This window comes from Rhodococcoides fascians A44A (assembly GCF_000760735.1).
GTDB classification, from domain to species: Bacteria; Actinomycetota; Actinomycetes; order Mycobacteriales; family Mycobacteriaceae; genus Rhodococcoides; species Rhodococcoides fascians_E.
Genome location: NZ_JMEX01000008.1, coordinates 1,735,143 through 1,760,415 on the forward strand (window position 1 = coordinate 1,735,143; position 25,273 = coordinate 1,760,415).

24 protein-coding genes and 1 pseudogene are annotated in these 25,273 nt (G+C 62.4%); 21 read left to right on the top strand and 4 right to left on the bottom strand.

Annotation, left to right across the window (positions count from 1 at the left end):
- Positions 1–15: 15 nt before the first annotated feature.
- From BH95_RS27865 to BH95_RS20545, 15 genes are all read left to right on the top strand, one after another.
- Complete coding sequence (locus tag BH95_RS27865; protein ID WP_052060117.1) at positions 16–4,164, top strand: hypothetical protein; 4,149 nt, start codon at positions 16–18, stop codon at positions 4,162–4,164.
- A 2-nt stretch (positions 4,165–4,166) separates the two neighbouring features.
- Positions 4,167–5,081 carry a hypothetical protein gene (locus BH95_RS20475; protein WP_037183838.1) on the top strand — a complete coding sequence of 305 codons (915 nt, stop codon included), beginning with the start codon at positions 4,167–4,169 and terminating at the stop codon, positions 5,079–5,081.
- Positions 5,082–5,091: 10 nt separating this feature from the next.
- The gene (locus tag BH95_RS20480) at positions 5,092–6,747 is read left to right on the top strand and encodes a Gp37-like protein (protein ID WP_037183841.1); all 1,656 of its coding nucleotides are present in this window, start codon (positions 5,092–5,094) and stop codon (positions 6,745–6,747) included.
- Complete coding sequence (locus BH95_RS27870) at positions 6,747–7,370, top strand: phage gene 29 protein family protein (protein WP_052060118.1); 624 nt, start codon at positions 6,747–6,749, stop codon at positions 7,368–7,370. The genes BH95_RS20480 and BH95_RS27870 overlap by 1 nt, the downstream gene beginning before the upstream one ends.
- The gene (locus tag BH95_RS20490; protein ID WP_037183842.1) at positions 7,367–8,371 is read left to right on the top strand and encodes a glycine-rich domain-containing protein; all 1,005 of its coding nucleotides are present in this window, start codon (positions 7,367–7,369) and stop codon (positions 8,369–8,371) included. The genes BH95_RS27870 and BH95_RS20490 overlap by 4 nt, the downstream gene beginning before the upstream one ends.
- A 3-nt stretch (positions 8,372–8,374) precedes the next feature.
- Entirely contained in the window at positions 8,375–8,728 is a 354-nt protein-coding gene (locus tag BH95_RS20495) for a hypothetical protein (protein WP_037183843.1), read from the top strand.
- Between the two features lie 199 nt (positions 8,729–8,927).
- The gene (locus tag BH95_RS20505) at positions 8,928–9,446 is read left to right on the top strand and encodes a M23 family metallopeptidase (RefSeq protein WP_080738063.1); all 519 of its coding nucleotides are present in this window, start codon (positions 8,928–8,930) and stop codon (positions 9,444–9,446) included.
- A complete protein-coding gene (locus tag BH95_RS20510) occupies positions 9,446–10,306 on the top strand; it encodes a glycoside hydrolase family 19 protein (RefSeq protein ID WP_052060119.1) in 861 nt (286 codons plus the stop codon). The genes BH95_RS20505 and BH95_RS20510 overlap by 1 nt, the downstream gene beginning before the upstream one ends.
- Entirely contained in the window at positions 10,306–10,650 is a 345-nt protein-coding gene (locus BH95_RS20515; protein ID WP_037183845.1) for a hypothetical protein, read from the top strand. The genes BH95_RS20510 and BH95_RS20515 overlap by 1 nt, the downstream gene beginning before the upstream one ends.
- A 38-nt stretch (positions 10,651–10,688) precedes the next feature.
- Positions 10,689–11,045, top strand: coding sequence for a hypothetical protein (locus BH95_RS20520; protein WP_244165067.1), 357 nt, complete (start codon positions 10,689–10,691; stop codon positions 11,043–11,045).
- On the top strand, positions 11,045–11,434 hold the full coding sequence (locus tag BH95_RS20525; RefSeq protein ID WP_037183848.1) for a hypothetical protein: 390 nt from the start codon (positions 11,045–11,047) through the stop codon (positions 11,432–11,434). The genes BH95_RS20520 and BH95_RS20525 overlap by 1 nt, the downstream gene beginning before the upstream one ends.
- A gap of 21 nt (positions 11,435–11,455) precedes the next feature.
- Positions 11,456–11,797 carry an LtfC-like domain-containing protein gene (locus BH95_RS20530; protein WP_157773125.1) on the top strand — a complete coding sequence of 114 codons (342 nt, stop codon included), beginning with the start codon at positions 11,456–11,458 and terminating at the stop codon, positions 11,795–11,797.
- A complete protein-coding gene (locus BH95_RS28355) occupies positions 11,797–12,168 on the top strand; it encodes a hypothetical protein (RefSeq protein WP_037183853.1) in 372 nt (123 codons plus the stop codon). The genes BH95_RS20530 and BH95_RS28355 overlap by 1 nt, the downstream gene beginning before the upstream one ends.
- Positions 12,168–13,004 carry a hypothetical protein gene (locus BH95_RS20540; protein WP_157773127.1) on the top strand — a complete coding sequence of 279 codons (837 nt, stop codon included), beginning with the start codon at positions 12,168–12,170 and terminating at the stop codon, positions 13,002–13,004. Before BH95_RS28355 ends, BH95_RS20540 begins: the two co-directional genes overlap by 1 nt.
- Before the next feature lie 60 nt (positions 13,005–13,064).
- Positions 13,065–15,809 (top strand): right-handed parallel beta-helix repeat-containing protein, encoded by a 2,745-nt coding sequence (locus BH95_RS20545; RefSeq protein WP_080738064.1) that lies wholly within the window; start codon positions 13,065–13,067, stop codon positions 15,807–15,809.
- Positions 15,810–15,962: 153 nt separating this feature from the next.
- Here BH95_RS20545 and BH95_RS20550 read toward each other — a convergent pair whose 3' ends face one another.
- From BH95_RS20550 to BH95_RS20560, 3 genes are all read right to left on the bottom strand, one after another.
- On the bottom strand, positions 15,963–16,169 hold the full coding sequence (locus BH95_RS20550; RefSeq protein WP_037183862.1) for a hypothetical protein: 207 nt from the start codon (positions 16,167–16,169) through the stop codon (positions 15,963–15,965).
- Positions 16,170–16,308: 139 nt separating this feature from the next.
- Positions 16,309–16,554 carry a hypothetical protein gene (locus BH95_RS20555; RefSeq protein WP_037183863.1) on the bottom strand — a complete coding sequence of 82 codons (246 nt, stop codon included), beginning with the start codon at positions 16,552–16,554 and terminating at the stop codon, positions 16,309–16,311.
- Between the two features lie 565 nt (positions 16,555–17,119).
- Positions 17,120–17,329: a helix-turn-helix domain-containing protein gene (locus BH95_RS20560; protein ID WP_037183865.1), complete on the bottom strand. Its 210-nt coding sequence runs from the start codon at positions 17,327–17,329 to the stop codon at positions 17,120–17,122.
- Positions 17,330–17,372: 43 nt separating this feature from the next.
- Here BH95_RS20560 and BH95_RS20565 point away from each other — a divergent pair, with 43 nt between their 5' ends.
- The 3 genes from BH95_RS20565 to BH95_RS20575 all read left to right on the top strand — a co-directional run bounded on the left by BH95_RS20565 (position 17,373) and on the right by BH95_RS20575 (position 21,445).
- The gene (locus tag BH95_RS20565; protein WP_037183867.1) at positions 17,373–18,293 is read left to right on the top strand and encodes a hypothetical protein; all 921 of its coding nucleotides are present in this window, start codon (positions 17,373–17,375) and stop codon (positions 18,291–18,293) included.
- A 616-nt stretch (positions 18,294–18,909) separates the two neighbouring features.
- On the top strand, positions 18,910–20,178 hold the full coding sequence (locus tag BH95_RS29635; protein WP_244165068.1) for a hypothetical protein: 1,269 nt from the start codon (positions 18,910–18,912) through the stop codon (positions 20,176–20,178).
- Positions 20,179–20,224: 46 nt separating this feature from the next.
- Positions 20,225–21,445, top strand: a complete 1,221-nt coding sequence (locus BH95_RS20575; RefSeq protein WP_037185363.1) for a DUF4041 domain-containing protein — start codon at positions 20,225–20,227, stop codon at positions 21,443–21,445.
- An 893-nt stretch (positions 21,446–22,338) separates the two neighbouring features.
- On the opposite strand, the gene BH95_RS20580 is transcribed toward BH95_RS20575, so the two are convergent.
- On the bottom strand, positions 22,339–22,683 hold the full coding sequence (locus BH95_RS20580) for a MerR family transcriptional regulator (protein WP_037185365.1): 345 nt from the start codon (positions 22,681–22,683) through the stop codon (positions 22,339–22,341).
- 97 nt (positions 22,684–22,780) lie between these two features.
- On the opposite strand from BH95_RS20580, the gene BH95_RS20585 reads away from it, so the two are divergent.
- From BH95_RS20585 to BH95_RS20590, 3 genes and pseudogenes are all read left to right on the top strand, one after another.
- Positions 22,781–23,713, top strand: coding sequence for an SDR family NAD(P)-dependent oxidoreductase (locus BH95_RS20585; protein ID WP_052060202.1), 933 nt, complete (start codon positions 22,781–22,783; stop codon positions 23,711–23,713).
- Positions 23,714–23,762: 49 nt separating this feature from the next.
- A pseudogene (locus tag BH95_RS29640) lies at positions 23,763–24,056 on the top strand (IS110 family transposase); the annotation flags it as partial.
- 378 nt (positions 24,057–24,434) lie between these two features.
- Complete coding sequence (locus BH95_RS20590; RefSeq protein ID WP_052060121.1) at positions 24,435–25,268, top strand: MurR/RpiR family transcriptional regulator; 834 nt, start codon at positions 24,435–24,437, stop codon at positions 25,266–25,268.
- Positions 25,269–25,273 lie beyond the last annotated feature (5 nt).

Here is a 25,273-nt window from a genome sequence, read left to right on the forward strand (position 1 = left end):
CACCGGAGGTGAAGAGTGGCTACTGCCGTCGAGCTCGCAGTTGGGTACTTCACCCTGATCCCGGAACTCCGCAACGTCGGAGACGTGACGCGCCGGGGTCTGGGTGAGGCGGAGGACGAAGCCGGCCGATCCGGTTCCCGCATGGGCGAATCGATGTCGTCGTCAATGGGCAGCAAGATGCTGCTCGGCGCCGCCGGCATCGGCCTCGCTGCGGGCGCCGCGATTGGCAAGTCGCTATCGGACGCCATGGCCAACGAGGTCACGACGGACAAGCTCGCGGCCGGGCTCGGTGCTACGCCGGATCAGGCGAAGGCCTACGGGTCCATCGCGGGCAAGGTGTACGCCCAGGCGTACGGCGAGAACCTCGGCGAGGTCACGACGGCAATCGATTCGGTGGCATCCACGCTCAAGGGTGTCGGCGGTGTGCAGCTCGACGACGGATCGCTCGAACGTCTAACGAAGAAGGCACTCGACTTCTCGACCGTGTACGGCACGGACGTCGCAGAGCAGGTGCAGCTGGTCAACCAGCTAGTTGGCAACGGTCTCGCGGACTCTGCCGATCAGGGCTTCGACATGCTCACGCGGTCGTTCCAGAAGGTACCGGCCGCGATGCGCGGCGAGCTCCCGGAGATCTTGTCGGAATACGGAACCAACTTCCGCGCACTCGGATTCGAGGGCGAAGAGGCGTTCAATCTCCTTATCGGCGCTGCCGGGCAGGGCAAGTTCGTCCTGGACAAGACCGGCGACGCGCTGAAGGAATTCACCATCCGTGGTTCCGACATGTCGAAAGCATCGTCGGACGCCTACGCCTCGATCGGCCTGAGTGCGGAGGAGATGTCGAAAGCCGTAGCCGGTGGTGGCGATGGCGCTCAGGCCGCGCTTCAAAAGACCGCGCAGGGTCTCCTCGGGATCGAGGATCCGGCCACTCGCGCGAACACCGCGATTGCTCTGTTCGGCACCCCGCTCGAAGACCTGTCGGTCGACCAGATCCCCGCCTTCCTCAACTCCCTCGCGGGCGCGCCGGATGCTATGGGCGACGTCGCAGGTGCAGCGGACCAAATGGGCGCGACCCTCGCCGACAACGCATCCACGCGAATCGAGACCTTCAAGCGCTCGATCATGACCGGACTGACCGACCTCGTCGGCGGCGGCATCCTGCCCGCCCTCGAATCAGTATTCGGAACCATCGGCACCATCGCTGGGCCCGTGCTGTCCGAGGTGCAGGGCGGCATCCGTGCATTCGTCTCCACCTTCACCGAGGGCGGCGACGAGATCACGAGCTCAGGCTTCGCCGGGTTCCTCGAAGGCCTTGGCATCATCGCGCACAACGTCTTCACCGAAATCGGCGGCGGCATCACAGCGCTCGTCGCAGCATTCCGCGACGGCGGGGACGACGTCACGTCGTCCGGTCTCGCTGGTTTCTTCGAGCAGGTCGGCATCCACGCCCGCAACCTCTACGACATCTTCATCGGCACCATTGTCCCGGTCATGAAGGACATCGCCGACGTCGTACTGAACGTCGCACAGGTCGTCCTGCCGATCCTTTGGGATGCGTTCACCTTCGGAATCGACATCATCGCCAACGTAGGCGACGCGATCAACGGACTGATCGGGTTCTTCAACGAGCACAAGGACGTGCTTGCCGTCGTCGCGGGCGTCATCACCGCGACGCTGCTTCCGACCCTCGTCACCCTCGGCATCTCCCTCGCCGGACAGGCTGCGGCGTGGACGCTCGCCACGATCCAGATGACCGCCTACAACATCATCGGTACCACTCTCGCGGCCGCGACCAAGGTGTGGGCGGCCGGGCAGTGGCTTCTGAATGCAGCGCTCAACGCCAACCCGATCGGCATCATCATCGGCCTGATCGCTCTGCTCGTCGGCGGAATCATCCTCGCCTACAAGAACTCGGAGACCTTCCGCAACATCGTGCAGGCAGCGTGGGAGGGCATCCAGACTGCGATCTCCTTCGCGTGGGAGTCGATCATCAAGCCGGTTTTCGAGGCTCTGAAAACAGCTCTCGGCGCAGTCGGTGACTTCTTCTCGTGGGTGTGGAATTCGGTCATCAAGCCCGCGTGGACGGCGCTCAGCGACGGCATCGCCTGGTACTGGCAGAACGTCATCATGGTCGCCTTCGACGCACTGAAGGCCGCCCTCGGTGCCATCGGTGACTTCTTCGGTTGGGTATGGAACAGCGTCATCAAGCCAGCATGGGATGCGCTCGGTAACGGCATCTCCTGGGTGTGGGACAACATCATCCGTCCCGCTTTCGACGCACTGAAGTCAGGGCTGCAAGGAGTCGGTGACTTCTTCGGGCAGATCGTCGACGCCATCCAGATCACGTGGGACCGCATCCGCGACATCGTCCGCAAGCCGATCGAGTTCATGGTGAACACGATCTACAACAGCGGCATCGTTCCCGCGTGGAACGCTATCGCCGGGTTCATCGGACTCGACGATAAGAAGCTTTCGCCCATCGAGGGATTCGCAACCGGCGGCATCTATCCGGGTTACACCCCGGGTCGCGACACCGGTGTGATCGCGGTCGGCGGCGGGGAAGCGATCATGCGTCCCGAGTGGACGCGTGCGGTCGGTTCGAATTACGTCGATGCCGCGAACGGTGCCGCGCGTAGTGGTGGCGTCGGTGGCGTGAAGAAGTTCCTCGGCTACTACGCCGACGGCGGAATCGTCGACTCGATGAAGCGCATCGTGGACTCGAAATTCCCTGGCATGCAACTGACGTCGGGTCTGCGCTACACCGACAACGGCTACCACTCCAAGGGGATGGCTGCCGACTTCAGCAACGGCGGCGACGCAGGCACGCCGGAGATGAAGGCCCTCGCCGGGTTCATCGCGGACAACTATGCACCCGACACGATCGAGCTGATCCACTCACCGTTCGACCGCAACATCGGCGGCGGCGGGTTCGTCGGCGACGGCATGGGATTCTACGGCGGCGGCACGATGTCCGAGCACCGGAACCACGTGCACTGGGCAGTCAAGCAAGCACTCGGTGAACCGTCCGGCGGGTCGATCATGTCCGTGATCGGCGGCGCGATCAGCAGCGTCGTCAGCTTCGCCCGAGACAAGGTTGCGGATCTGTTCGAGAAGCCAGTGCGGGCGATCGGGAACAACATCCCCGACTTCGGTGGGGCGCCGTGGGGGCAGACTGCACGCGGAATCTACGACCGCATGGCTGATTCGGCGATCGCGTTCGTCCGCGGCAAGGCCGACGAGAAGGACGCGAAGACGCCAGCCTCGTCGTTCGTGGCGGGTGCCGGCGCTGAGCAGTGGCGCCAGATGATGGTCGACGCCTACATCAACCAGGGCTACGAACCGATGCCCGCGAAGATCGACGCCTGGGTTCGACAGATCGATACCGAGTCCGGTGGCGACCCGAACATCGCGCAGCAGATCGTCGACGTCAACGGCACCGGTGAAGCTGCCGGTGTCGGTCTCGGCCAGATGATTCCGACGACGTGGCAGGCGTACCGCGATCCTCGGTTGCCTGACAATCGCCGCGATCCATGGGCGATGACGAACGCAATGGTCCGCTACGGCGAGCAGAAGTTCGGGCCGAGCCTGCTCGACGTTATCGGCCACGGCCATGGCTACGCAGGCGGCGGAATCTATCCCGGCTACACGCCAGGTCGGGATACCGGTGTCATCGCCGTTGGCGGCGGAGAAGCAATCATGCGACCGGAGTGGACGCGTGCCGTCGGCTCCAACTACGTCCACGGTATGAACGCCGTCGCGAAGAAGGGCGGCATCAACGGCGTCAAGCAGGCGATGATTCAGGGTTTCGCGAACGGCGGTGTCGTCGACCCCAACGAATACCTGCGTAACAGACTGGCCAGATACGGCTCCGATGTTGCGGGGATCGCCAAGGCTGCAGTGCCGGAAATCCTCGGCATCTCCGGGACTCCGCTTGACCTGACGAACAACCGCTACATCAAGGCAGGTCAGGACGTGGCTGCTGCTTTCAATAACGCCCGGTCGAACTCGCCGTCGCAACAGCCGGCCATTCCAACGGCGCCAACCAGCGATCAGGGCGGTGCAGGCCAACCGCGAGAGGTGCATTTCCACGTGACAAATCTCGAAGAGGCCTTCCGTAAATGGACTTTGGAGCAGAAGAAGAACGCGCTGGCGTTCGGAGGTAGGTAATCGTGCCCTCGCCGACTCTGATTGAGCTCGAAGGCGTCAACGGGGAATGGTTCACCCTCAGCGGCGTAGGCAAAGGCGACCGGGGTGTATGGCTGGCACCGGAAATGTCGGGACTGTTCGACGCCCCGGTAAAGACCTTGTGGAACTCGCACGCATTTCAGCGTGGTTCCACCTATGCCGGCAAACGCGAATTGCAACGCGACGTCGTGTTCGGCGTGCACATCAAGAATACGCCGGACATGTCCTGGGAAGAGAATCACTCCGAGTTCCGTAAGGCCTTGGGTTCGTTCGATGATGAGGCAACGCTGTGGGTGCAGACCGACAACTCCAGGCGCAGCCTCAAGTTTCGACTGTCGGAGCAACCGTCGTTCACACCGACGCGAGACCCGAACCTCGCGTCGTACGGACTCCTGGTCGTCACCGCGACGGCAGGCGATCCAGATTGGGTGGAAGAAGATTTCATCGCGTCGTGGACGTCTACTAAAAGCACACTGGACGGGTCATGGGAAACAGGCACGATCGAAGTGTCGAATCCCACAGATCTGCCCGCATGGCCGATGTGGATCGTTCCTGACTCTGTGATCGCTCGACTACCCGATGTCTCCTGGGGGTCGCGACGTTTCAACAGCGCCACCTATGACGCGGCCACTGTCGATGCAAACCGGCGAATTGTCCTGCCCGAGACGTTGCCTGGCTATCCCGTGCGAATTGACACGCAGCCGGACGCCATGATGGGCGGCTACCAGTCGAAGGATAAAAGTTTCGGCAAGCGCATGAACGGCATTCGCTTCCTCTATTCGATACCGAGATACACCGAGCCCACGCTTCTCCCGATCGCAATCAAGTCTGCGCCAGCGGGTGTCAAGTTGGAATTGCGTTTGAAGCGCGCCTGGTCGGGCCCGATGGGTCTTCAGTGAGGGGAACGACATGACTGCGCCCGCTGCCTTGCCAAGCCTCGTCGACTACGACGCATTCCACCGCGACATCGAAAAGATGCTCGCGGAGGAGGCGGAACGGCGTATCTATCCGCCCGAAGTCGAACTGTTCGACGGGGATCAGAACTCGGTCGGCATTGTCGGCCAGGTCATCTCGTGCTCCGCCCAGCATGTGATGAACGAGACCGGCATGGCGACGATCGAAATGCCGATCGATTATTACCTGTCCGAGTGGGCGATGAACGCCGATGCTCGTGACACGAAAGACATCCACGTCCGCATCGAGAAGGACGGCGCTCGGTGGACCGGCAAGCTCGACCAACTGAAGATCGTCAAGTCGGCGGACCAGCGTGTTGTTCGTATGGAGTTCAAGCACGACTACGAGCAGTTGAAAAACATGCTCGCCTACGCGAACCCGTTCCTTCCGCCGGAGGTCCAGTTCCCCAAGGTGTGGGTTCTCTACGGCCGGTCGCAGTGGGCGCTGAAGACGACGCTGTTCGTCAACATCATGCGCCTGGAGTCGTCGCTCTGGGTGTTGCCGGATGATCCGCTGGACAAGTCACAGTGGAACAACCTGAACCAGTCGACGTGGTGGAATGTCGTCGCTCCGAATTCTGGTGAGGACACATCCCTTCCTTGTATTGCGTTCTCGCGGTTCAAGACTATCCACGATTGCTCCAAGAAGATCGTCGCGGATGCGCAACTCATGTGGACGTGCCGCCGCTACTACCCCCACTTGGGTGACCCGCCCCCATGGGAGGGTGCGGACGTTCGCCCTGGCGCGCTGGTGTGGGACTTGGTGGATAAATCGTCCTTCGCGGACGGCACGGCCTTCCGGGGCAACGTGTGGTCGGGATTCATTCGCGAGTTCCTGAACATTCACGGCAACGGCATCACTCAGACGGTGGAGCAGGTCGACGACCCGAACGTCCCCGGTCAATACCTGGTGCCGGAGTTCCAAGGGACCATCCCGTCGATGCCGGGGTGCGTGTTCTGGGAGTCGGAGATGTCCGGCATCGAATCGTCCGAGTACACGTGGAAGCCGGCGTCCGCAGTCGGGTCGGTGGCCGGTGGTTCCTCGATGCCGGGTGTGAACGAGCTTATCTCGGCGACCGTGCAGATGATCGGCGATCTGACGGCGATGATTCCGTTCGTCCCGCCATTGGGTGGAATTGCGGACGCGTTGCTCAGGCCGCTGTACGAGAATGTGTTCCTGGCGTTCGGCAAGATCAAGAACTCGGCCCGCGCACGGGAATTGGGTGGCGCGCACTACCACGAACAGTTTGCCGAGGGCGCCGACAAGGCGTACACCCTCGGCTATCTGTTGGCGCAGCGGGCGCAGATGTGGAAAACCCGCGAAGTGCGTTCCGCGACATTGCAAGTAACGGACGGAGCGCCTTGGAAGATCGGCGATCGCGGCCTCGGTGATTTTTTCCTCGGCGACCGAGTCGGATTCAACATCATCGGCATGCCCACCGGTGTCGTCTACGTCGAGCAAGTGTCGGAACTGACGCTGTCGTTCGACCGGGACAAGCCCGCGTCATGGGCTATCACGATCGGGCAGCGGCAGGGCATAGACCCAGTGGCTGACATGTGGGAACGAGTGCAGGAAATCATGAGTCTCGTAAAGGATTTGGGGTTCGGCTGATGCCACAGATACCGACACAACAATGGTGCTTCGAGCAAGAGGACCCGGAGAAGCGGCACCAGTGGATGTTCGTGGCTTCGATGCCGTTCGGTCGAGACACGTACTGGACGCCAGACGGTGACACGCTCGCGTATCTGTCCACCCGAGTGCAGGAGGCCGGGTATTCGCACATCTCGGAACTAGAAGAGCTTGCGGACGATGCGGGCATGGTGTCGCTCGCAGAGGTACGGCGTCAGGTCAAAAAGCTGCAACCACCCCCGGCGGGGCAGGCGCACACCCTCAACAACACCTCACAGTGGGTGGACATGGACACCCCAGACCCCGGTCCGATAACGGTGGCGGACATGTCGCAGTTCACTGTGGAGCAGAACATCAAGCATGTCGAGCAACTGCGAAACATGGGTGTGCCGGGGGTAATCCCTGACGTACAGGAGCCGGGTCCGTCAGTTGCTCGCGTCGTGGGTAAGGAATTCGATCCCGCTGCTCATGGTCCCGCAGTGGTTATCGGGTACCTTCTTGGCCAGGATGACGCCGAGCGGAAGCGCGTTCTGGCAGCGGAACTTCGGGGCGGGCGGAAGAGCAAGAAGGTGCTCGAGTATCCCGACTGGATGGGGCTGACATGACGTTCCCTGTCGGACCGAAGCCGTCGAACGCCTACGTCGAAGGCACCGTCCGCGATGCGCAAACCCAGTCCGAAGAGACGATCCGTGACGGCATTCGGACGAAAGCCATCAGCGGTTTCGGTGTCGCGCAGGGCGGGTTCGGGTCACTGTTCGCCGGTATCGCGGAGTGGATCGCGAACTTCAACGCGGTGTTGGACGAGCAGGTCACGCAGGCCGGTGAAATCACCGAGGATTTGACGGACCTCACGAACCGTGTCGAACTACTGGAGGGCGGCGCGGTCACTGTCCGGACGTACGCGTTCAACAGTATCTGGACGAAACCACCGGGACTGATTCGATTGGGCGTCGCTGTCGAAGGCGGCGGGCATGCGGGTAGGTCGGGGTCGACGATCACCCCTCGTATCGGTGGCCTCGGCGGGTTGGGTGGCGGTTACCGCTTCCAATGGTTCGAGCTCGCGGCGATCGAACACGACATCGGAGCCACCGAGGAAGTGGTGATCGGTGGGGGCGGTGAGGTTCCATCGCAGTTGGGTGGCGTGTCACGGTTCGGTAATCACGTGCAGTCGGTACCTGGTGTCGGCGCTGTTCTCTCGGTCGAGGGCGCGGTGGTGTCGAACTCTGCGACCGAGCGGGGCGGCAATGGCGGCAAAGGTTCGGACCCCAATACGGGAGAGCCTCCCGAGGGTGGCGACCAGGGCGGAAGTTCCGCGTTCGCAGCTGGGGGCGCAGGTGGTTCGACGGGAGGCACCCGCGCTGGATCCAACGGCCAAGATGCAGTACTCAGCCCTGTCGCCCGCGGTAATGGCGGAGGCGGCGGTGGTGGTGGCGGCACGCAGCTCGCCGGAACAGTAGGCGGAAAAGGCGGCGATGGCGGTTATCCATCGGGCCCAGGAGGCGGCGGCGGAGCCCGCGGCCACGGCATCGGATCATCGGACGGCGCAGGCGGCTTGGGTGCGGACGGCCGCGTCACCGTCATCGAATACACGAAACTCGAGGACTGACACATGCCCACAGCAACACGCATCACCGATCGAATCCCCGGGAAGGCCGGCGAAGCCTACGGATACGAGCTGTCCGAGCCGTACAACGGTGTCGACTACCTGATCGTGTCGCGAATCGATATGGCGGCGTTCGGATTGCGAGAAACCCGAATACTGCCCGGACAGTTGTTCGACGGACGGGTGATCGCGCAGACCAACGTGGACAACACGTTGGCGTTGTCCATCCCGTTGGAGTTGTGCTCGCACGAAGAGGCGTTGGCGTCGATCGGCTACGAAGCAGTCGAGCCGCCACCCGTTGTGGAAGCGCCACCCGGTGATCCGGACGAGAAGATCGAGCCCACTCCGGAGGCGTCGTGAGTTTCATTCGCACGAAGGAATCTGCTTCCCCGTTCAAAGCGACCCAGACGGTGACGAAGGTCGCCGAGATATGCGGGCGCACGGTTCCAGAGGTGGTGGCGGTGATGGCTGCACGATCGAAACCTGGTGCTACAGCATCGACGACGGTGGATTTCACGACCGCGGAAACCATCCTCCGAGTGTTCCAAGAGGAGGCGTGATGGCGCCACGATTCATACCCGTCCCGCGCGGCTTCTACGTCACGTCCGTATTCGGTTCCCGCTGGGGAACGACACATTGGGGTATCGACTACGGCCGCGACGGCGGATCAGGCGGACAGCCGATCTACGCAGCACAAGGCGGCACCGTCGTCATGGTCGGCCCGGCATCCGGGTTCGGGCAGTGGATCGTCCTGGACCATCCGACCGCAGACGGTAGCGGCACCACAGTGTACGGGCACATCATCCCGGAGGTGCGCCTCGGCCAGCGCGTCGAGGCCGGGCAGCGAATCGGGTTCATCAACCCTGATTCGCGCAGTAACGGGGGAGTGGCACCGCACCTGCATTTCGAAGTGCATCGCGCGGTGTGGTCGCAGCCGGGAGCGAACCGTCTCGACCCCGCGCCCTGGCTCAACGGCGCCCTATGGCCTGGCGAGACACCGCCTCCTCCGCCTCCCGGCGAGCCTGACGATGGTGCGACGTGGGACGCAATCTACGACCAGTTCGTGGGGCGCCGGTGATGGACGCACAGACACTCGCGACGGCGATGGACAACCGCGTCCCGATGGCCCGCTACGAAGAACTCGCACCGCACTTCAACCGCGCACTTATCCAGGCAGGATGTACGACGGTGCTGCGGGTGACGATGTGGTGCAGTCAGATCGGGCACGAGTCCGGTGGGCTGAAGTGGATGGAGGAGATCGCGGACGGCTCGGCATACGAGGGCCGACGCGATCTCGGGAACACGCAGCAGGGGGACGGGCGCCGGTTTAAAGGCCGCGGCCCGATCCAAGTCACCGGCCGCAACAACTACGCGCGCCTGTCCGAATGGGCGCACAGCAAAGGAATCGTTGATTCCCCGTCGAAGTTCGTCGACGACCCGGGCCTGCTTTCGCGTCCGGAGTTCGGATTCCTCGGCGCCGTTTGGTACTGGACCGTCGCACGTCCGCAGTTGAACGACCTCGGTGACCGGCAACTGCTTGTCGACGCGACTCGCGCCGTGAACGGCGGTCTGAACGGCATCGATGACCGCCGCAAATTCTATTACCGCGCACTGGCTCTCGGTGACGCACTTCTACCTCAGGAGGATGACATGGCAAAAGCCGATGAAGTGTTCGACCAGTTGATGGGTCCAGTGAAAGAGGACGGCAAGCGCGGCTGGAAACAGCTCGGTGACCAGTCGATCGTAGACGGCCTCTCTGACATCCGGGACGCGCTGGTCGTTCCCTTCGAATCGCTGATCGACGAGAACGGCAAGGTCAGCTTCGACCTGCCGACGTTCATCAAGTTCATCGACGCCGCGACGTACCGCACAGAGCAGAAGGTCGAGGCCCTCAGTGAGCAGGTCGCGGACCTCGTCAAGAAACTGGGAGGCAAGTGATGTCGAAGATCGCACAGTTCTACCCGCAGATCCGTGTCGCGATCTACGCAATCATCACCGCCGTGTTGGCGGCTGCAGTCGCGTTCGGCGCAGTGACCGAAGCGGAATCGTCCGCCTACCTCGGGTATCTGGCATCAGGACTCGGCGCTCTCGGAACACTGTTGGCGCTGGTGAACGTGAAGACGTCCGCACCGGTGGTGGATACCCCTGCGATCGCTGAGCAGGTGGTGTCGTCGCTGCAGGAGCGGGCGAACGTGACCGTGCGGGAAGTTCAGACGCACGCCGCGAATACGGTTGCTGATCTCCGTAGGCAGGCGGAGCAGGCTTTCGGCGAGTATCGCTAATGCTCGGTGCGCGGCTGACCGCCGCGACGATGGGGATCATGAACGTCACAGTCGGCGTCCTCTACCTCCCGTCCATGCCCGAGGAACTCGTCCGCCGGCCGCTGCAGCCTGGTCAGGTATCCGCCGTCGTCTACATCGAGAACATCGGGCCTTTGTGGTCCGTCATGTTCATCATTACTGGCCTCGTATTGATGCTGGCGAACTCACGCCGAAAAGGGTTCGTCGCCGCACACCTCGGCGCGACATTCGTGTGGGCGTTCTACGGTGCAGCGATCCTGTTCTCAGCGTTCCTCACTCAACCACCGGTGCCTGTGGTGGCCGGTGCGATCGCATCATTCACAGCTTTGGTCAATCTGGCGATAGCGCGAGGTTGCGCCGAACGGGGGATGCGGTGATGGATCCTAACCTTCTCGCCGCGATCGGCGGCGTGATCACAGCTACGGGCGTCGTCGCGACTGGGTTTCTGTCGACACGCTCGAAAGTGAAGCTCGACGATATCGCCTCGCTGCAAACGAAACTGGACAACGCTCGCACCGAATTGGATGCGGAACGTAAGGCCCGCACCGAAGACCGGGTGGAGATGCAGACTCGGCATGACGGGGAGATCGCAAGTCTTGAGCGCCGGGTTGCGATGTTGACGGCTCAGATCGAGGAACGCGACAGGGCGATCAACCATTTGGATCGGATTGTGTTAGCCCTTCGCACGTATGTGGCTCGGTTGCTGCGGGTGTTCGCGGACCGTGATGAGCTGCCGCCTCCGCGGCCGGCTGAATTGGATTCGTGAGATGACGCCTGAGGAGGATTCGTGAGCGGTTACGAACCGATCCAAGAAGACATGACCCTGTCTCGTGCAGCGGACTGGACGCACCGCTACGAGAAAGCGAAAACCGACCCAGTCTTCCCCGCCGGAACGACAGCGCGAGTGGAGATCACACGCGACGACAAGATTACTTCCCCGGTGCTGGTGACATGGGATGCGGAATCCATCACCGGCACCTACATCGAATTCTGGGTGCAGTCCGACGACACCGATCAGATCCCGGCGCGCTACCACTACCGGCTGATGGTGCGGTATCCACCGGCCGCGCCGATCACTGACACCTACGACTTCTGCTGGTACCGAGGCAACGTGAAAAGGAAAGACTGATGGCAGCTTTGACAGGGACGAATGCGTTCCGGGAAACAACAGCGTTGGGTGCCACGTCGCAGGGCAGTTCACTGTCCCTGCATGCCGGGAATCCGGGGGTGACGGGCGCGAATGAACTGTCCGGTGGGTCTCCGGCGTATGCCCGGGTGTCGACGACGTGGACTGGTGGCACAGCGGATGGTGTGGTGACCGGTTCGGAAGTGGAGTTCAACATTCCTCCGGCGGTGTCCCCGGCGACGACGGTGACTCCGACGCATATGGGGTGCTGGTCGGGGTCGACGTTCCTGTGGGCTGTGCCGATCGCGAACATTTCGTATCCGGGTCAGGCGAAGGTGCGGATCACTCCGACGTTGACTGTGCCGCAGGGCTGATGGATGTTTCGGTTGCGCCGCGGCCTGTAGTTCCGGTGTCGGTTGCTGCGAGACCGGCGGTGTCGGTGTCGGTGGGTGCGCGGCCTCGTGTCGGGGTGTCGGTGGCTCCTGCTGGGTCGGTGCCGTCGCAGCCGAAGAAGGCGTTGCGGATGGATGCGCCGATCGAGCTCGGTGTGGATGTGGTGGTGCGGCAGTTGCCGATCGTGGTGATGCCCGCCGCGGCGACTCTGGTGCCTGATGTCAGCGTGATCGTGAAGCCTGAGGGTGGAACGTACATCATGACCGCCGACGCAGCCGTGACTGTCACGGTCACCCCAACCGTCGTTCCTGCGGTGCCCGCCGCGGCAGAACCTTTGATCGATGCGGCTGCTGCGGCGAAACCCGTCGTCACCGCGTCCGCGGACCTGACACCCGCCGTGACAGTGCAGATGTACATGCTCGCCAACCAAGGCATCGACAAGTCCGGCAACCAGTCCCTCAGTGCCACCAACACGTGGTCGCGGTTGACGCCATGGGCCCCGCGGTCCGGTTACCCCGCGACCGTGGTGGAGGACGACGGCATCCGAGTGCCCGCCGGCGTAACCGCCGCCTACGAGTACCGCATGTCGGTGGGTTCGGCACCCGGGTCGACGCAAAACCAAACCGCGCGACTAGTGAACGGCACCGACGTCGTCCCCGACAGCACCGCGTCTGTCGGAAGCACCGCAACCTCCGTCACCCGCACCGGCACATTCGTCGGCAACGGATCAGTGGTCCGCCTCGAAGCCAACGTCACGAGCACCGGCGGCCGCGGCACCATCACCTCCTCCACCTTCCTCGTCATCAACGTCCTCTGATTGGAGTCCTGCTATGGCTTTACCTCCAGGCGTCATCACGCTCGGTCGAGAGGAAACAGCATGCCTGTAATGGGGTACACCACCGTCCGCGTAAACGTCGGAGCTCTGATCATCGACGGCATCGACGACGACGACATCTACGACGACGTCCCGGTCTCCGGGAAGCTGTTGCTCGAGCCGATGATCGACCCCGGGAAGCCGGTACAGGTCTCCGACGGCGGCCGCATGAAGATCAAGGCCATCGCGCCGTTCCCGGTCGACATCGGCCTGACCGGCGAGATCAGTCATCGCAACAAGGATTACGTGACGGTTCCGGCGCCGACGAGCGCGACATCGAATGTTGCGCAACTGCAGTGGCGTGCGACGTTCCTCGATCTGGAATACGGCTCGACCGCAGTCAAGGTCCCGCCGATCTACTTCTGGGCCGAACCCGGCCTGTCGATCGACCTCGGCGACCACATCAACATCGCACCGAATCCGACCGCCGTGCAACTGTCCCGCGGCGCTCGGGGCTTCGGAGTCGTCGGCGCCGTCCCGGTCGAGGACGAGCCGGCGTTCGCGATCGAGTACGAGACGTCCTCCGGGACGGCCCTGTCGGAGCCCATTCCGCTACCGGAAGGTGGTGCTCCGACGAGCGCGACGGTGGCCCCGTTGATCACCACACCCGGTCCGACGAAAGCAGCACTCGACCAGAGTTATGCACCGCTCTGGCAGCCCTCCGCCGCCTATGCGGCGGGCGCTGCAGTGCTCCTCCCGACCGGCAAGACCGCGATCCGCACCGCCCAGGGGACCTCCCGCCCACAGTTCGACGCCACCGAGGAAGGAGCCTGGACTACGACAGGGGGCGGACTGAGCAAGACCGACGCGGACGGCTACTACTCCAAGCTCGCCACCGTCGAACTGTCGAAATTCTTGCAAGCGGGCGAGACGATGCCGAACAACGGCACCCTCGACGCCACCGCCCTGATTCGCCGCGCAGTCAACGCCATCGGCGCAGCCGCAGCCACAGAAGGACCGAAGGCCGTTCTCGTGCCGCCCGGTCGCTACCGAATCACTTCCACGATCGCATGGCCGTCCGGTGCTGGACTGATCGGCGCGGGCCGTGGGCACACCACCTTCCTGCCCGAAGGAAACGTCACACTCGCTGGGTCAGCCACCGACGCATGGTCGGGTAAGACCATCGACGACTGCCTGTTCGCTGATTTCACCCTCGACTGCCGAGGCCAGGTCTCCGACCCGCTCACCGCCACCCCGAAGGCATTTGCGATCCGTTGGCTCAACCGTGCCCGCTTCGAACGCGTCACCTCCATCGGTTCATGGGCGACCGCGTTCGGCTGCGACTTTATGCAGGACAGCACGTTCATCGACTGCGTCTCCATCGGTTCCGGTCGCGGCGTCACCTCGTCCAGATGGGGTGTCGGCGCAGGCTTCGGAATCGGCGTCGGCGCGTTCGCGCAGGAATCGATCACGTTCATCAACTGCATGGCCATCGGCGGCTACAGCGGCGGCTTCTTCTTCGAACGACTCACCACGCTGCCGTGGGCACCGAAGGACGGCAAGGGCATCACCCTTATCGGCTGCACCGCACGCGGGCACTACAGCGGCCTGCACGACGCAGGTGCGCACGGCCTCACTGCAATCGGCTGCAACTTCGCCGACAACCTCGCCGCCGGTGTCGCGCTGCGCGGCTCGGCAGCCCTGCTTGGACCTCGCTCGGGAGGCAAAGACGGCGTCCTCGCAGACTGCATCATCACGGGCAACGGAACCGCAGGCCAGGCCGACAGTGCAGGCATCCTCATCGCCCACGCGGGCACCGGCGGCTACACGTTCCACAACAACCAGATTCAGAACAACCTTGGACCTGGCATCTGGTCGCCGTCGACATCTGTCATGGGTACCGGCTTCCGGTTCAAGGACAACCTGATCGAACGGAATCTCGGCGCGGGAATCTTGCACGAGGCTCCGATCCTGGACCGTCCCGAGATCGCGGGCAACACGCTGCGAGCGAACAACCCCACGGCCGTCGGCGCACTCAAAGGCGGTGTCGTCGTGACGGGCGACATCATCCAACCACGCATCACCGGCAACACTATCGGCGGGCACACTGGCCCCGGTATCGCCCTGACCGGTGCAGCGAAGGTCGCCGCGACGCCTGTCGTGCGAGACAACGTCCTGCGCAACAACGCCGGTGGTGGCGTTGTCAACGAGAAGATAACCGCCGACGCGACCGGGATTGCGAACAATATCGAAACAGCGGCGTTCACCACGATCACGAACTACGTTCCGAATCCGTCCGCCGAAGTCGACGTCACAGGATTCACTGCGTACGGCAATACTGCAGCACCAGTACGTACGGTCGGCGATGCAAAGTTCGGGACTGCCTTCGTGCGGACTGCTCTGACGGACACCACCAAGACGGGCGCAGTGCGCATCATGTCGATACCGTCCGCGTCCTGGCTGGCAAGCAAGGTGTGGACCGTGTCGGCCTACGTGCGCGCCCAGCTCAACAGTGTCATCAACCCGAGTATCCGTATGTACGGCACGGGCGGCTTGGATGTGGTGCAGCAGACGACCGGTTTGCGTGCATCAGGCGAATGGGAACGGGTGTCGTTCACCATCGCGCTGCCGTCGACCGCGAACCGGCTGGATTTCATCATCAGCGTCCTGCTGAATGCGCAGCCGATCGATGTCGACGGAGTCATGCTCACCGAGGGCGCGGCGCTGTGGCCGTACTTCGACGGCGACAGTACGGGTGCAGTGTGGTCCGGCACCGCCCACGCGTCGACGTCTGTCCTGACCCTCTGACCCCCCCTCGCCGAAGCGGTACATAACACCAAGAAACGTCGGTGTACGGAGCCAGGACGAATTGCCCCCACCTCCTCACCGGGGGTGGGGGCATCGTCGTGCGTGGGTCGAGAGCTGTGATTTTTCGTTAGGCGAACGAATCGATGCAGCGGGTCAGGTTCTGCCGCCTCGTTTGATCTGGGACAGTCGCTGCTGGGAGAGTCCGGCGTCGTCGGTCATCGCTGACGCTGATAAGCCTGCCTCGAAGCCGGCCAGGACCACCGCTGACCGCTCCTCGTCGATGGCAGTGATCTGCTGGACCAGTTCGGCGCGGGCGTCTCTGAGTCGCCGCAGCTCGGTTCGCACGGTTGGTTCGTCCACGGTGAGTGACGGTAGCGCACCACACGAACACGAAGGCATCTCTCACCTCTCGGGTCTGGGAGTGGAATAATTAGTTCGGAGAACAAACAGGGGCGTTCGTGGCCGGGTGTGGGGTGGCACGGAGGCCACCCCGTCCGGGTCAGTTAGTGCACCAGAAGTTCTCGGGCTTGGCGTCCGCGTCCAGCTTGCCGCGGCAGTACTTGCAGTTCCAGTCGTGGTCGATCCGGCCCAGGACTCCCTCGGCCTCTTCGATCAGGACTGTGATCTCGGCGGCGGATGCGAGGGCTAGTGCGGTGATCGCGTGCTCGTGGGCGCCGAGGTCGATGTTGCGGTGGAGCTCGATGGCGGTCTCGAGGTGGTTGACGATGATCTGGTGGGTGTTCATTTCGTTCTCCTCCGTTGTGGTGTAATCAAATACTAGCACGCTAGTAAATCAGTCACAACCCAACGGGGAGAAAAGATTTCGAGGATTTCAGAACCCCAATCCAGGACGATAGTGCGCCTAGCTAACTATTCGTAGGCTCCGCTGTGGTCCCCACTGTCGGCCACCTCTCCCCAGAAATGTGGAAGCGGGCCCCGGCTTCCCTCCGTGACCCGCTGCACTCCACGCTACCACCGTTAGAACTGACGTTCGAACATTGCGCTCAACCTCAATCGCCGAGGTTGGGCGCTTTTCGTCGTTTCCGTCGATGGGGCGGTCGGATGTTGAATTGCCGGGGCTGCGTGGGGCGAAGATAAGAGGCGTGATCGAAAAACCGCTTACCGTCGAGGATGTCACCGCCCTGGTTCCACACGGGGCGAACTGGGTGCGCACAGCCGTCAACAGTGGAGCGCTCCGATCACTTCCGCGCACAGGTCACAGGCATCTTTTCACCGAAGAACACGTCCGGGACTGGATCGAGCGCGGGGCTCCCCAATGGCCGTAGCAGCCGGCTGCGTCGTCACTTCGCTCACCGATTGACCTCGGGCGCCGCCCGAAGACCCTTCTCGACGTAGTCGTTCAGATCAGCGATCGGTATCCGAATTTTTGCCCGGCCGCGTCCGATGTCGAGGTATCGGATGCGCCCGTCGGACATCAGGTTGCGGACGTGGTCGGCGGAGCAGTCGAGATACTCGGCGGCGTGCGCGACGGATAGGACCCGGTGAATCGGTTCTGTCATGCGAGCACGCTAGCTGCTGCTGTACTGCAGCATGATTGGACGCATGGATGTCGGGGATGAGTACGTGTACCGGTTGAAGGACGATTCGCCGTCGGAGCGGGTGCGGATCGTTTCACTCGGGCCGCCGAAGCAGCATCGGCGGATCGTCGTGGAGTTTGGCGACGGTACGACTGAGGATGTTCCAGTTCGGCGACTGAAGGCCCCGTGGTCGAAGGTAGAGCAATACGACCGGGATGAAGAGGTTTGGACACGCTTCCGCGCTGTCGACTACGAACCGGGTGAAGAGCTGGCTGTTCGGAATGTGATGAAGATTTTGATCCCCGAAACCGTCGCCCGTAGAGACATCATGCCGGCTGATTTCACGACGACCATCGTCGACGAGCCGGAGCTGTCAAAGCTGCTCGGTATTCCCAGCGGCCAGTTGCTCGAGGACTTCGAGTCCGTGATTGTCAACGGTTTGCCGATCGTGTCCGGAATGACTTCCCTGTACATCTGCGAGATGGCCTGTAGGAACAATCCGATGCCGGTGCTCGACGACCTGAGGGAGCGCGAGACCGAAGCGATGATTCGCTCGAAGGCCGGACACAACGAACCGTACCGCGGTGGAAAGAAGCCGCGGGTGAGCTACACCCCGCACGAGGATCACGAGTACTACCTGAGGTCGCTGCGCCCTGAGTTCGAGCTGATCCGGCAGTGGTGCGGTAATCGAGCAGTGTCGTTCCAGGAGAGGATGATTGCGGCAGAGCAGGAGTGTCACCGCCTCGAACTCATCGTCGTAGACGCACTGAAGCGAATATACGAATTGGAGGGGGAGTCGCGACAGTTCCACGCGATCAGGGACGACTACAGCCTGCGCCGGATCACCCCCGAGAGTGTGCGCCCCATAGTGGAGCGGCCGCTCTCGTGGCGAGACTGCCCGCCGCCCCCTGGGGCCAATCAGCGGTTCGGTCGCAAGTGGCGGTGAGGACGACCGGTACGCAGAGAGTACGCAGCACTGCCGACGGGCGCCGTTGCACACCAACTCTGCCAACATCATTTACGCAGGTGAGCATCGGCCAGGCAACGCCGCCGGTCATAATCGTATTCAGCAAACGCTGAATTTGGCACTCTTAAAATCCGCACAGTGTCGGTTCGAGTCCGACTGGGGGCACCAGAGTCCAGATGGATCCATTCTCGATTGCGGCACAGCGTATTTCGATGGGCATAGATGTACTGGGTGGACGCTCGCGGATGTGTATGGACCCCGCGGAGTAGCGGATTCTGTTCGTTGTCAGAGAAGTCGTGCGTTCGGTCGAGTTTGTGCTGTTCAGAGCGCTTTCGCAGGAGTGTGTTTTGCCTCGAGTGTCATGGCTCGGTGTCACAGAATGTCACAAGTCATCACGAACTGGACGCGTGCGGCACGAGTCCATCCGTCCATGCAAATGGCTTTGCCGGTGACTCGATCCATCGCGGCAATGTCATCCGAAAGTGTCATTCGAGTAGATGAAGGGGCCGCCGGCCGAAGTCGAAGGGCACCGGATTTGTCTGGATGGGTCGCTACAGTGCAGGAACTAGCAACGATCAGAACAGAGGTGTCACGGGTGGCGAAGCGTCGAGGTTTTTTCGCGGAGATGCAGCACCAAAACCGGCTACGCGAACAACGTGACCGCCAGCAAGCACGAGCCCACGCGCAGGCGACTGCACGAGCTGTGCGGTTGTCGGAAAAGGCACGGCGCGATTGGGAGCGCGCGTGCGCCTCCGCCGACCGCGCGGCGAATCAAGCTTCTGCAGCGGCGGTCAAAGAACGCGCCCGCTTGCACGTGGAGGCGCAACTGGCAGAGGTCGATGCGCGAAACGCCACCTTGGCTGAGAAGTACGAGGCGATCGACGGCATCCTGGCGGCCACGCTGGACGTGGACGATTACGTCGACCTGAACGCTTTACGACAGAAGATCGAGCATCCGCCGTTCGATCGACCGGATCTGACTACACCGACAACCCCGCCCCTACCCCTTCCGTTCCCACCAGAGCCGGTCTATGTCGAACCCGCGGCCCCCGAGGGTCTCGGCGCGATGCTGGGCGGAAGGAAACGTCACGCTGCCGCGGTGGAGCAAGCACAGGCGATGTATTGGCAACAGCGCCAAGGGTGGGAACAGGCTATCGCTCAGCGCAACCACACCCAGGCGGCCAACGAAGACGCCTATAGGGACGCCGAAGCGAGGCGCCTACAGTCGCTCTCCGTCGCTCAGTCCGAGTACGAGGCGGAGTGTGCAGAACGCCGGAAGCAGGTGATGCAGGCGAATGTCCAGTTGGAACGGCTGATGGTCGGGCTGCAAGAGGGTGAGCCGAGCGCGCTCGAAGAGTACATATCGATCGTGCTCGGGAACTCGGTGTATCCGGAATGCTTCGAGGTCCAGCATGACTTCTCGTTCGATGGTGCCGCCCGGGAACTCGAACTGACTGTCTCGGTTCCCTTGCCCTCGGATCTACCGACCGAGAAGTCGTTCAAGTACACCAAGGCAACTGACACGATCACCAGCACGCCACTACCGCTGAAAGCGCGCAAGGACCGATATGCAACCGCTGTGGCCGAGGTCGCGGTCCGCACCGCCCACGAGATCTTCGAGGCGGACCGTGACGGTGTGGTCAGCACCTTGTCGATGACAGTCGGGGTCGACACCGTGGACCCGGCCACTGGCCATCCCACTCGAATCACACTGGTTGAACTGGCAACGGATCGAACCGTCTTCGAGCGGCTCAATCTATCTGGCGTCCAGGCGACCGCGACGCTCCAGCACTTGAGTGCCGGCGTATCGAAGAATCCCCATGACCTGGTACCAGTGGGCAACAAACGGGGAGTGCGCGGTTGAGCACCTATCAGGAAAGCCCTGTCTGCGATCACGCGTGCAGGCCACGATGACAGGCCCAGAAGACGCTATCCGGGCTCTCCGAACCACTCTGGTAGCCAAAGAGCGCGAGCTGAACGATCTCTTGGATCGCCTCAAAGTGGTTGAGCAAGAACGCGACGAGGCACGATCGCACGCTGCGCGACGGGGCTCCTCACCAACCACGGCTCCGGGGTCGGCGCCTACCGGCGTGGTGGAGACCGACGACCGGATCGTGTTGCAGGAGGTGGGCATCTACACCTACCAGCACCCCCTGGAGAACGCCGAGCAATTCCGTGAACGGTTGGCCGCGGTGCGTGACGAGATCAAGGCTGCGGTCGTCGGGGAAGAGGCCATAGTCGCATCGGACATGTTCAGCTTCAACAACTCTCTAGCCAAAGGCCGCAAGATGACTTCGGATCTGTCGAAGCTCATGCTGCGTGCCTATAACGCCGAGGCCGACATCTGTGTCCGTACCATCCGGGCGGGAAACCTAGCGACGGCCGTAAACCGCCTTGAAAAGGCCGCCGCCACGATCGCAAAACTCGGAGACATGATGCAGATGCATGTCGCCCAGACGTATCACAGGCTGCGGGTCGAAGAACTCGAGCTCACAGCCGATTACATGATGAAAGTTCAGGAAGAGAAACTCGCACAACGTGAGGAGCGTGAGCGTCTTCGCGAGGAACGCAAGGTCGAGCAGGAACTGGCGGCGCAAAAGGAGAAGCTGAACAAAGAACGAGCGCACTATCAAAATGTGCTCGACTCTTTGGGTGGCCTCACCGGTGATGAGGCGCAGCGTATTCGAGTCAAGTTGGGCGAACTCGACCAGGCCATCGCACAAAACGACTATCGTCGTGCCAACATTCGAGCTGGGTACGTGTACGTGATCAGCAACCGCGGTGCATTCGGACCGGACGTGGTCAAAATCGGTATGACCCGTCGGCTCGAACCGATGGACCGAGTCCGCGAACTGGGGAGCGCGTCGGTGCCGTTCCCATTCGACGTGCACGCGTTGTACTTCTCGGACGACGCTGTCGCATTGGAGGGGGCACTGCACGCGGCTTTTGCGACCCGTCGGCTCAATCACGCGAACCTCAGGCGTGAGTTCTTTTTCGCCGAGCCCAGTCAGGTGCGGAAGGTGTTGGCCCGGCATGTCGGGAACCTTCTGGAGTACACCGAGGAACCCGAAGCGACGCAGTATTTTCAGAGCCGGGGGAGCTGGCCGGTGAGCGTGAAGTCTCGACCCTGAAGTTTGGCCGAACTTGGTAAAGGGCCGGTTGAAATCAGTCGGTCGACCCGGCTCGGCTCGCAGGTGGGTTCGCGGTGGGCGCACGTACGACCGTTCGATGGCATAGAACGCCGGGTTACGTAGGCTATGTGCAAGACGGCATTGGCGCAGTTGGCGGGGTTCTCTCCCCGCTGTACGTCAGGATGCAGGTGGATTCAGCGTGGTCTTTGCCGAGGGCCTCGTTGACACGAGAGTGACACAACTGGGTACATCCGGGGTTGGATCGGCCTGGACGCGAATGTGCGAAAAGTGTTGTCAAACAGGAAAATGTGGATTCATCGAAGTCCGGGTAAGTCCACTTCTCCGGACCTAAAAGCCGCACAGTGTCGGTTCGAGTCCGACTGGGGGCACAGGGGTCCGTGTGGATCCATTCTCGATTGCGTCACAGCATATTTCGAGGGTGCTTGATGTGCTGAGTGGACGCTTACGGGTGCTTACGGACTTTGGTGAGCGGCGGATTCGGCTCTGTGTCACAGAAATCGTATGTGTGGGTTTCAGATGTGCTGGTCAGGAGGTCTGGGGAGGCAGCTTTCCTCCTCGGTCGGTCGGAGCGCGATCGGAGGCCACTTGCTTGCGTTGTCCGATTGCAGTTTGCTACATAGTCACAGAGACGGCCGAGAGGAGGCGGCCGAGTGCCACGCGAGCCAGCTGTCCGTTGGCGTTCCGTTCCAAGAGCACGGGATTCGGTCGGTGGAGATTCCTGCAATGAAAATTCCGAGCTCGACTACTCGGCGGGTGGTGCACAGCTGTCTGCCGAACAGTCGATCGGGAGGCCGTGTTGCGGTACGGACGATGACGATCTCCGCCCGATTCGTGCCTTGCGCGACTGAATCTGTAGCGACTCGCTCAGCGGTCTACATGTTGTTGTTTAGGTAGTTGTTCAGGGATCTGCCGACTGCGGCAAGTCTGTCGGCTTCGGATCGAACGTCGTCGCGTAGCTCCGCAATACGTTCCAGCAGTTGAGGGCAGGCCGGCTCCGAGCGTTCGCCGAGCGTGCAAGGCAGCACGTCCTTCAGCAAAGTGGTGGGCAGCCCGATCTCGAGCAACGAGCGGATGGCTTCGACCGTCGTGACGGCATCGTCGGAGTACGTCCGATAGCCATTGCTGGCACGCTGCGATGCAAGTAACCCCTGCTGCTCGTAATAGCGCAACGAACGCACACTGGCACCGCTGCGGTTGCTCAACTCGCCGATTTGCACCGTGCTACTCCTCGCTGGCTCTGCCGACTCCATTGATTGCGTCGGTTCGACTGGTTTCTTGACCCTGACACCAGTGTCAGACTTTACGCTCGTGAACATGAAGCTTCAACAATCACTAAAGATCGCTGACCCACTGTCCAACCTGCCCGACCTTTCCGGTCGCGTCGCCGTCGTCACGGGCGGTGCCAGTGGCCTCGGTCTCGCTACCGGCCGCGGTTTGGCGCATCTGGGAGCCGACGTGCTCCTTGGCGTCCGCGACAGGGCTCGCGGGGAGCAGGTGCGGCGGCACATGGTCGAACAAGGCGGTCTTCGTGCCGATCAGGTTACGGTCGCGCACCTCGATTTGCTGGACCTCGAGTCGGTGTCCAAGTTCGCAGGGCAGATAGCAGATAGTCCGCTCGACCTTTTGATTCTGAACGCCGGAATCAGCAGTGTGCCATTACGACTGAGCCCCCAAGGGGTGGAAAGCCAGTTCGCCACCAATCACTTGGGGCACTACGCGCTGACCGGTGCGCTGCTGACGGCTCTGGAACGTGGCAGCGAACCCCGCGTGGTCACTGTCTCGTCCGCCCTCTACAAGCGGGCCACACTCGACCTCGACAACCTCGCGGGTGCCAACGGTTACTCACCTGGCCGCGCCTACAACAGGTCCAAGCTGGCGAACGCGATGTTCGCTGTCGATCTGGGACGCCGTCTCGCGAAGGCCGAGAGTCCGGTTCGCAGCTTCGTAGCGCACCCAGGCATGGCTCGCACACCGCTGCACGGAACTTACCCGTCGACGACCACCCGCGTGGCAACCAAGGTGATCGCCAAAGTCATCGGCAGAGACTCCGATGCGGCTGCGGTCGCTGTCCTCACCGCTGCTGCGTCGCCGCAAGTGGACCCGCAGCTGTTCTGGGGCCCTGCCGGCTCGAAGTCCCACCCAGACGTCGTCGGCGTACCCTTCACCGCGTCAGCCACCGACGTAAGTGCGGCAGCAAAGCTCTGGGCTACTTCCGCCCGACTCTCAGGGGTGGACTACCTGCGCTGAGGTTCACCGCGGCCTTTGTGCGGTGAATCTCGCGAGGCGAAGAACGCAGGTGGGCGCCGGTCCGATCGGCGTTCTACTGACTTGGGGAGAATTCGAACATCACGCGGTAGGTCTCGAAGCCGATGGCACGTATCGGTACGACAGGGCATTACCCAACGACGAGGCCCGCCCGCGGACGGTATTCGGCCGCCTCGCCGCGCACGGGCAGTTATCGACAATTGTCCTATAGCCCAACACGGTCGGGTCACTACCAGTGACCGTCGCCCGGGCGTACGGACACCGGGTGGCGTACTTGCCTGGTCTGTCGATACGCCGAATCGCAGATCTTTATCCCGGGCAGGCCGGGGCCGCTCGATCGCCCGTGGTTCCTCGAGCAGGGTGTGTAGGCGCTGTGTAGTGGCGCCGGTCCGGGTAGAGACGTTCGAGCGGCCTGGACAAGGTACGCATCAACTTCTATCAGCCACCAGATCGGGCGCGAATTCGGAATCGCTTGATGGACCCGGAGTCCAAGGTTCCACAGGCGTCGACGGTGTACCCATCGAGCAACGTGGATCGTTGCACCGCGGTGACCGGATGACGTTCACGGCTGTCATGCACGCCTGACGGTGACGGGGTGTCAGCGAGGCGGTTGTACGACGAAGCGGTGCATATCGGGCGAACAGCACGTTAACTTGCACGGCTTGCGGTCTTTGCAAGTCCGATTGCGGATAGCGTCGCACCCGTGCTCATCACAGACCTGGTCACCAGCCGGGGACACCTGCTCACCGCGAACGATCGTCGGCTCGTTGCGCTGCTGCAGTCACAACCGGCCGCGGCGTCGTATTGGTTGGCTACCGACCTGACCGGTCCACTGGGACTGCACCAATCGGCGGCCACCCGATTGGCTCAGCGGCTCGGGTTCGCTGGTTACCCGGAACTGCGAGATGCACTGCGCCAGGACTACATGACCGGGGAAGGGCCCGCGCAACGGGTCCGCGGACGACTGGACCGTCACCCGAACGGAGACGTCATCAGGGGCTTCGTGGAGGACGAACTGGAGGCGTTGTCGGAGCTGACCCGGCATGTCGGTCAATCGCAGCTGGACCAACTTGCTGCGCGCATGGTCGCGGCAGGGCACATCTTCCTGTTCGGTCAAGGAAACGCAACCGTACTGGTGGACTTGACGAGTCGAAGGTTACAGCGGTTCGGGATGCGGGTCACCGCTCTGTCCGGGTCCCGACGTGACGTTGCAGAACGTGTCAGCAGTCTGACCTCGGCGGACGTTCTGGTGGCATTCGCGTTCCGTCGCATGCCAGCTCAGCTCGCACCCCTCCTGTCCATTGCCGCCGACAACGACTGCTACAACGCGCTGATCACCGACACTCTGCTCTCGATGTCACCCCAACCGGACCAACTGATCGCCGCGCCACGTGGTCATGGTGACGAATTTCTCTCTCTCACAGTTCCTATGGCGATCGTCAATGCCTTGGTGCTCACCGTCGCTCGCCGCCAACCCGACGAGTCGAACCGCTCGCTGGACCGACTTGCCCATCTGCTCGACCAGCTCGACGCCTGATCCCT

Excerpts from the sequence above, each read along its gene's own strand:
- BH95_RS20480 (WP_037183841.1), top strand. The coding sequence starts at position 5,092 with ATGACTGCGCCCGCTGCCTTGCCAAGCCTCGTCGACTACGACGCATTC.
- BH95_RS27870 (WP_052060118.1), top strand. The coding sequence starts at position 6,747 with ATGCCACAGATACCGACACAACAATGGTGCTTCGAGCAAGAGGACCCG.
- BH95_RS20490 (WP_037183842.1), top strand. The coding sequence starts at position 7,367 with ATGACGTTCCCTGTCGGACCGAAGCCGTCGAACGCCTACGTCGAAGGC.
- BH95_RS20495 (WP_037183843.1), top strand. The coding sequence starts at position 8,375 with ATGCCCACAGCAACACGCATCACCGATCGAATCCCCGGGAAGGCCGGC.
- BH95_RS20505 (WP_080738063.1), top strand. The coding sequence starts at position 8,928 with ATGGCGCCACGATTCATACCCGTCCCGCGCGGCTTCTACGTCACGTCC.
- BH95_RS20510 (WP_052060119.1), top strand. The coding sequence starts at position 9,446 with ATGGACGCACAGACACTCGCGACGGCGATGGACAACCGCGTCCCGATG.
- BH95_RS20515 (WP_037183845.1), top strand. The coding sequence starts at position 10,306 with ATGTCGAAGATCGCACAGTTCTACCCGCAGATCCGTGTCGCGATCTAC.
- BH95_RS20520 (WP_244165067.1), top strand. The coding sequence starts at position 10,689 with ATGAACGTCACAGTCGGCGTCCTCTACCTCCCGTCCATGCCCGAGGAA.
- BH95_RS20525 (WP_037183848.1), top strand. The coding sequence starts at position 11,045 with ATGGATCCTAACCTTCTCGCCGCGATCGGCGGCGTGATCACAGCTACG.
- BH95_RS28355 (WP_037183853.1), top strand. The coding sequence starts at position 11,797 with ATGGCAGCTTTGACAGGGACGAATGCGTTCCGGGAAACAACAGCGTTG.
- BH95_RS20540 (WP_157773127.1), top strand. The coding sequence starts at position 12,168 with ATGGATGTTTCGGTTGCGCCGCGGCCTGTAGTTCCGGTGTCGGTTGCT.
- BH95_RS20545 (WP_080738064.1), top strand. The coding sequence starts at position 13,065 with ATGCCTGTAATGGGGTACACCACCGTCCGCGTAAACGTCGGAGCTCTG.
- BH95_RS20555 (WP_037183863.1), bottom strand. The coding sequence starts at position 16,554 with ATGAACACCCACCAGATCATCGTCAACCACCTCGAGACCGCCATCGAG.
- BH95_RS20560 (WP_037183865.1), bottom strand. The coding sequence starts at position 17,329 with ATGACAGAACCGATTCACCGGGTCCTATCCGTCGCGCACGCCGCCGAG.
- BH95_RS20565 (WP_037183867.1), top strand. The coding sequence starts at position 17,373 with ATGGATGTCGGGGATGAGTACGTGTACCGGTTGAAGGACGATTCGCCG.
- BH95_RS20575 (WP_037185363.1), top strand. The coding sequence starts at position 20,225 with ATGACAGGCCCAGAAGACGCTATCCGGGCTCTCCGAACCACTCTGGTA.
- BH95_RS20585 (WP_052060202.1), top strand. The coding sequence starts at position 22,781 with ATGAAGCTTCAACAATCACTAAAGATCGCTGACCCACTGTCCAACCTG.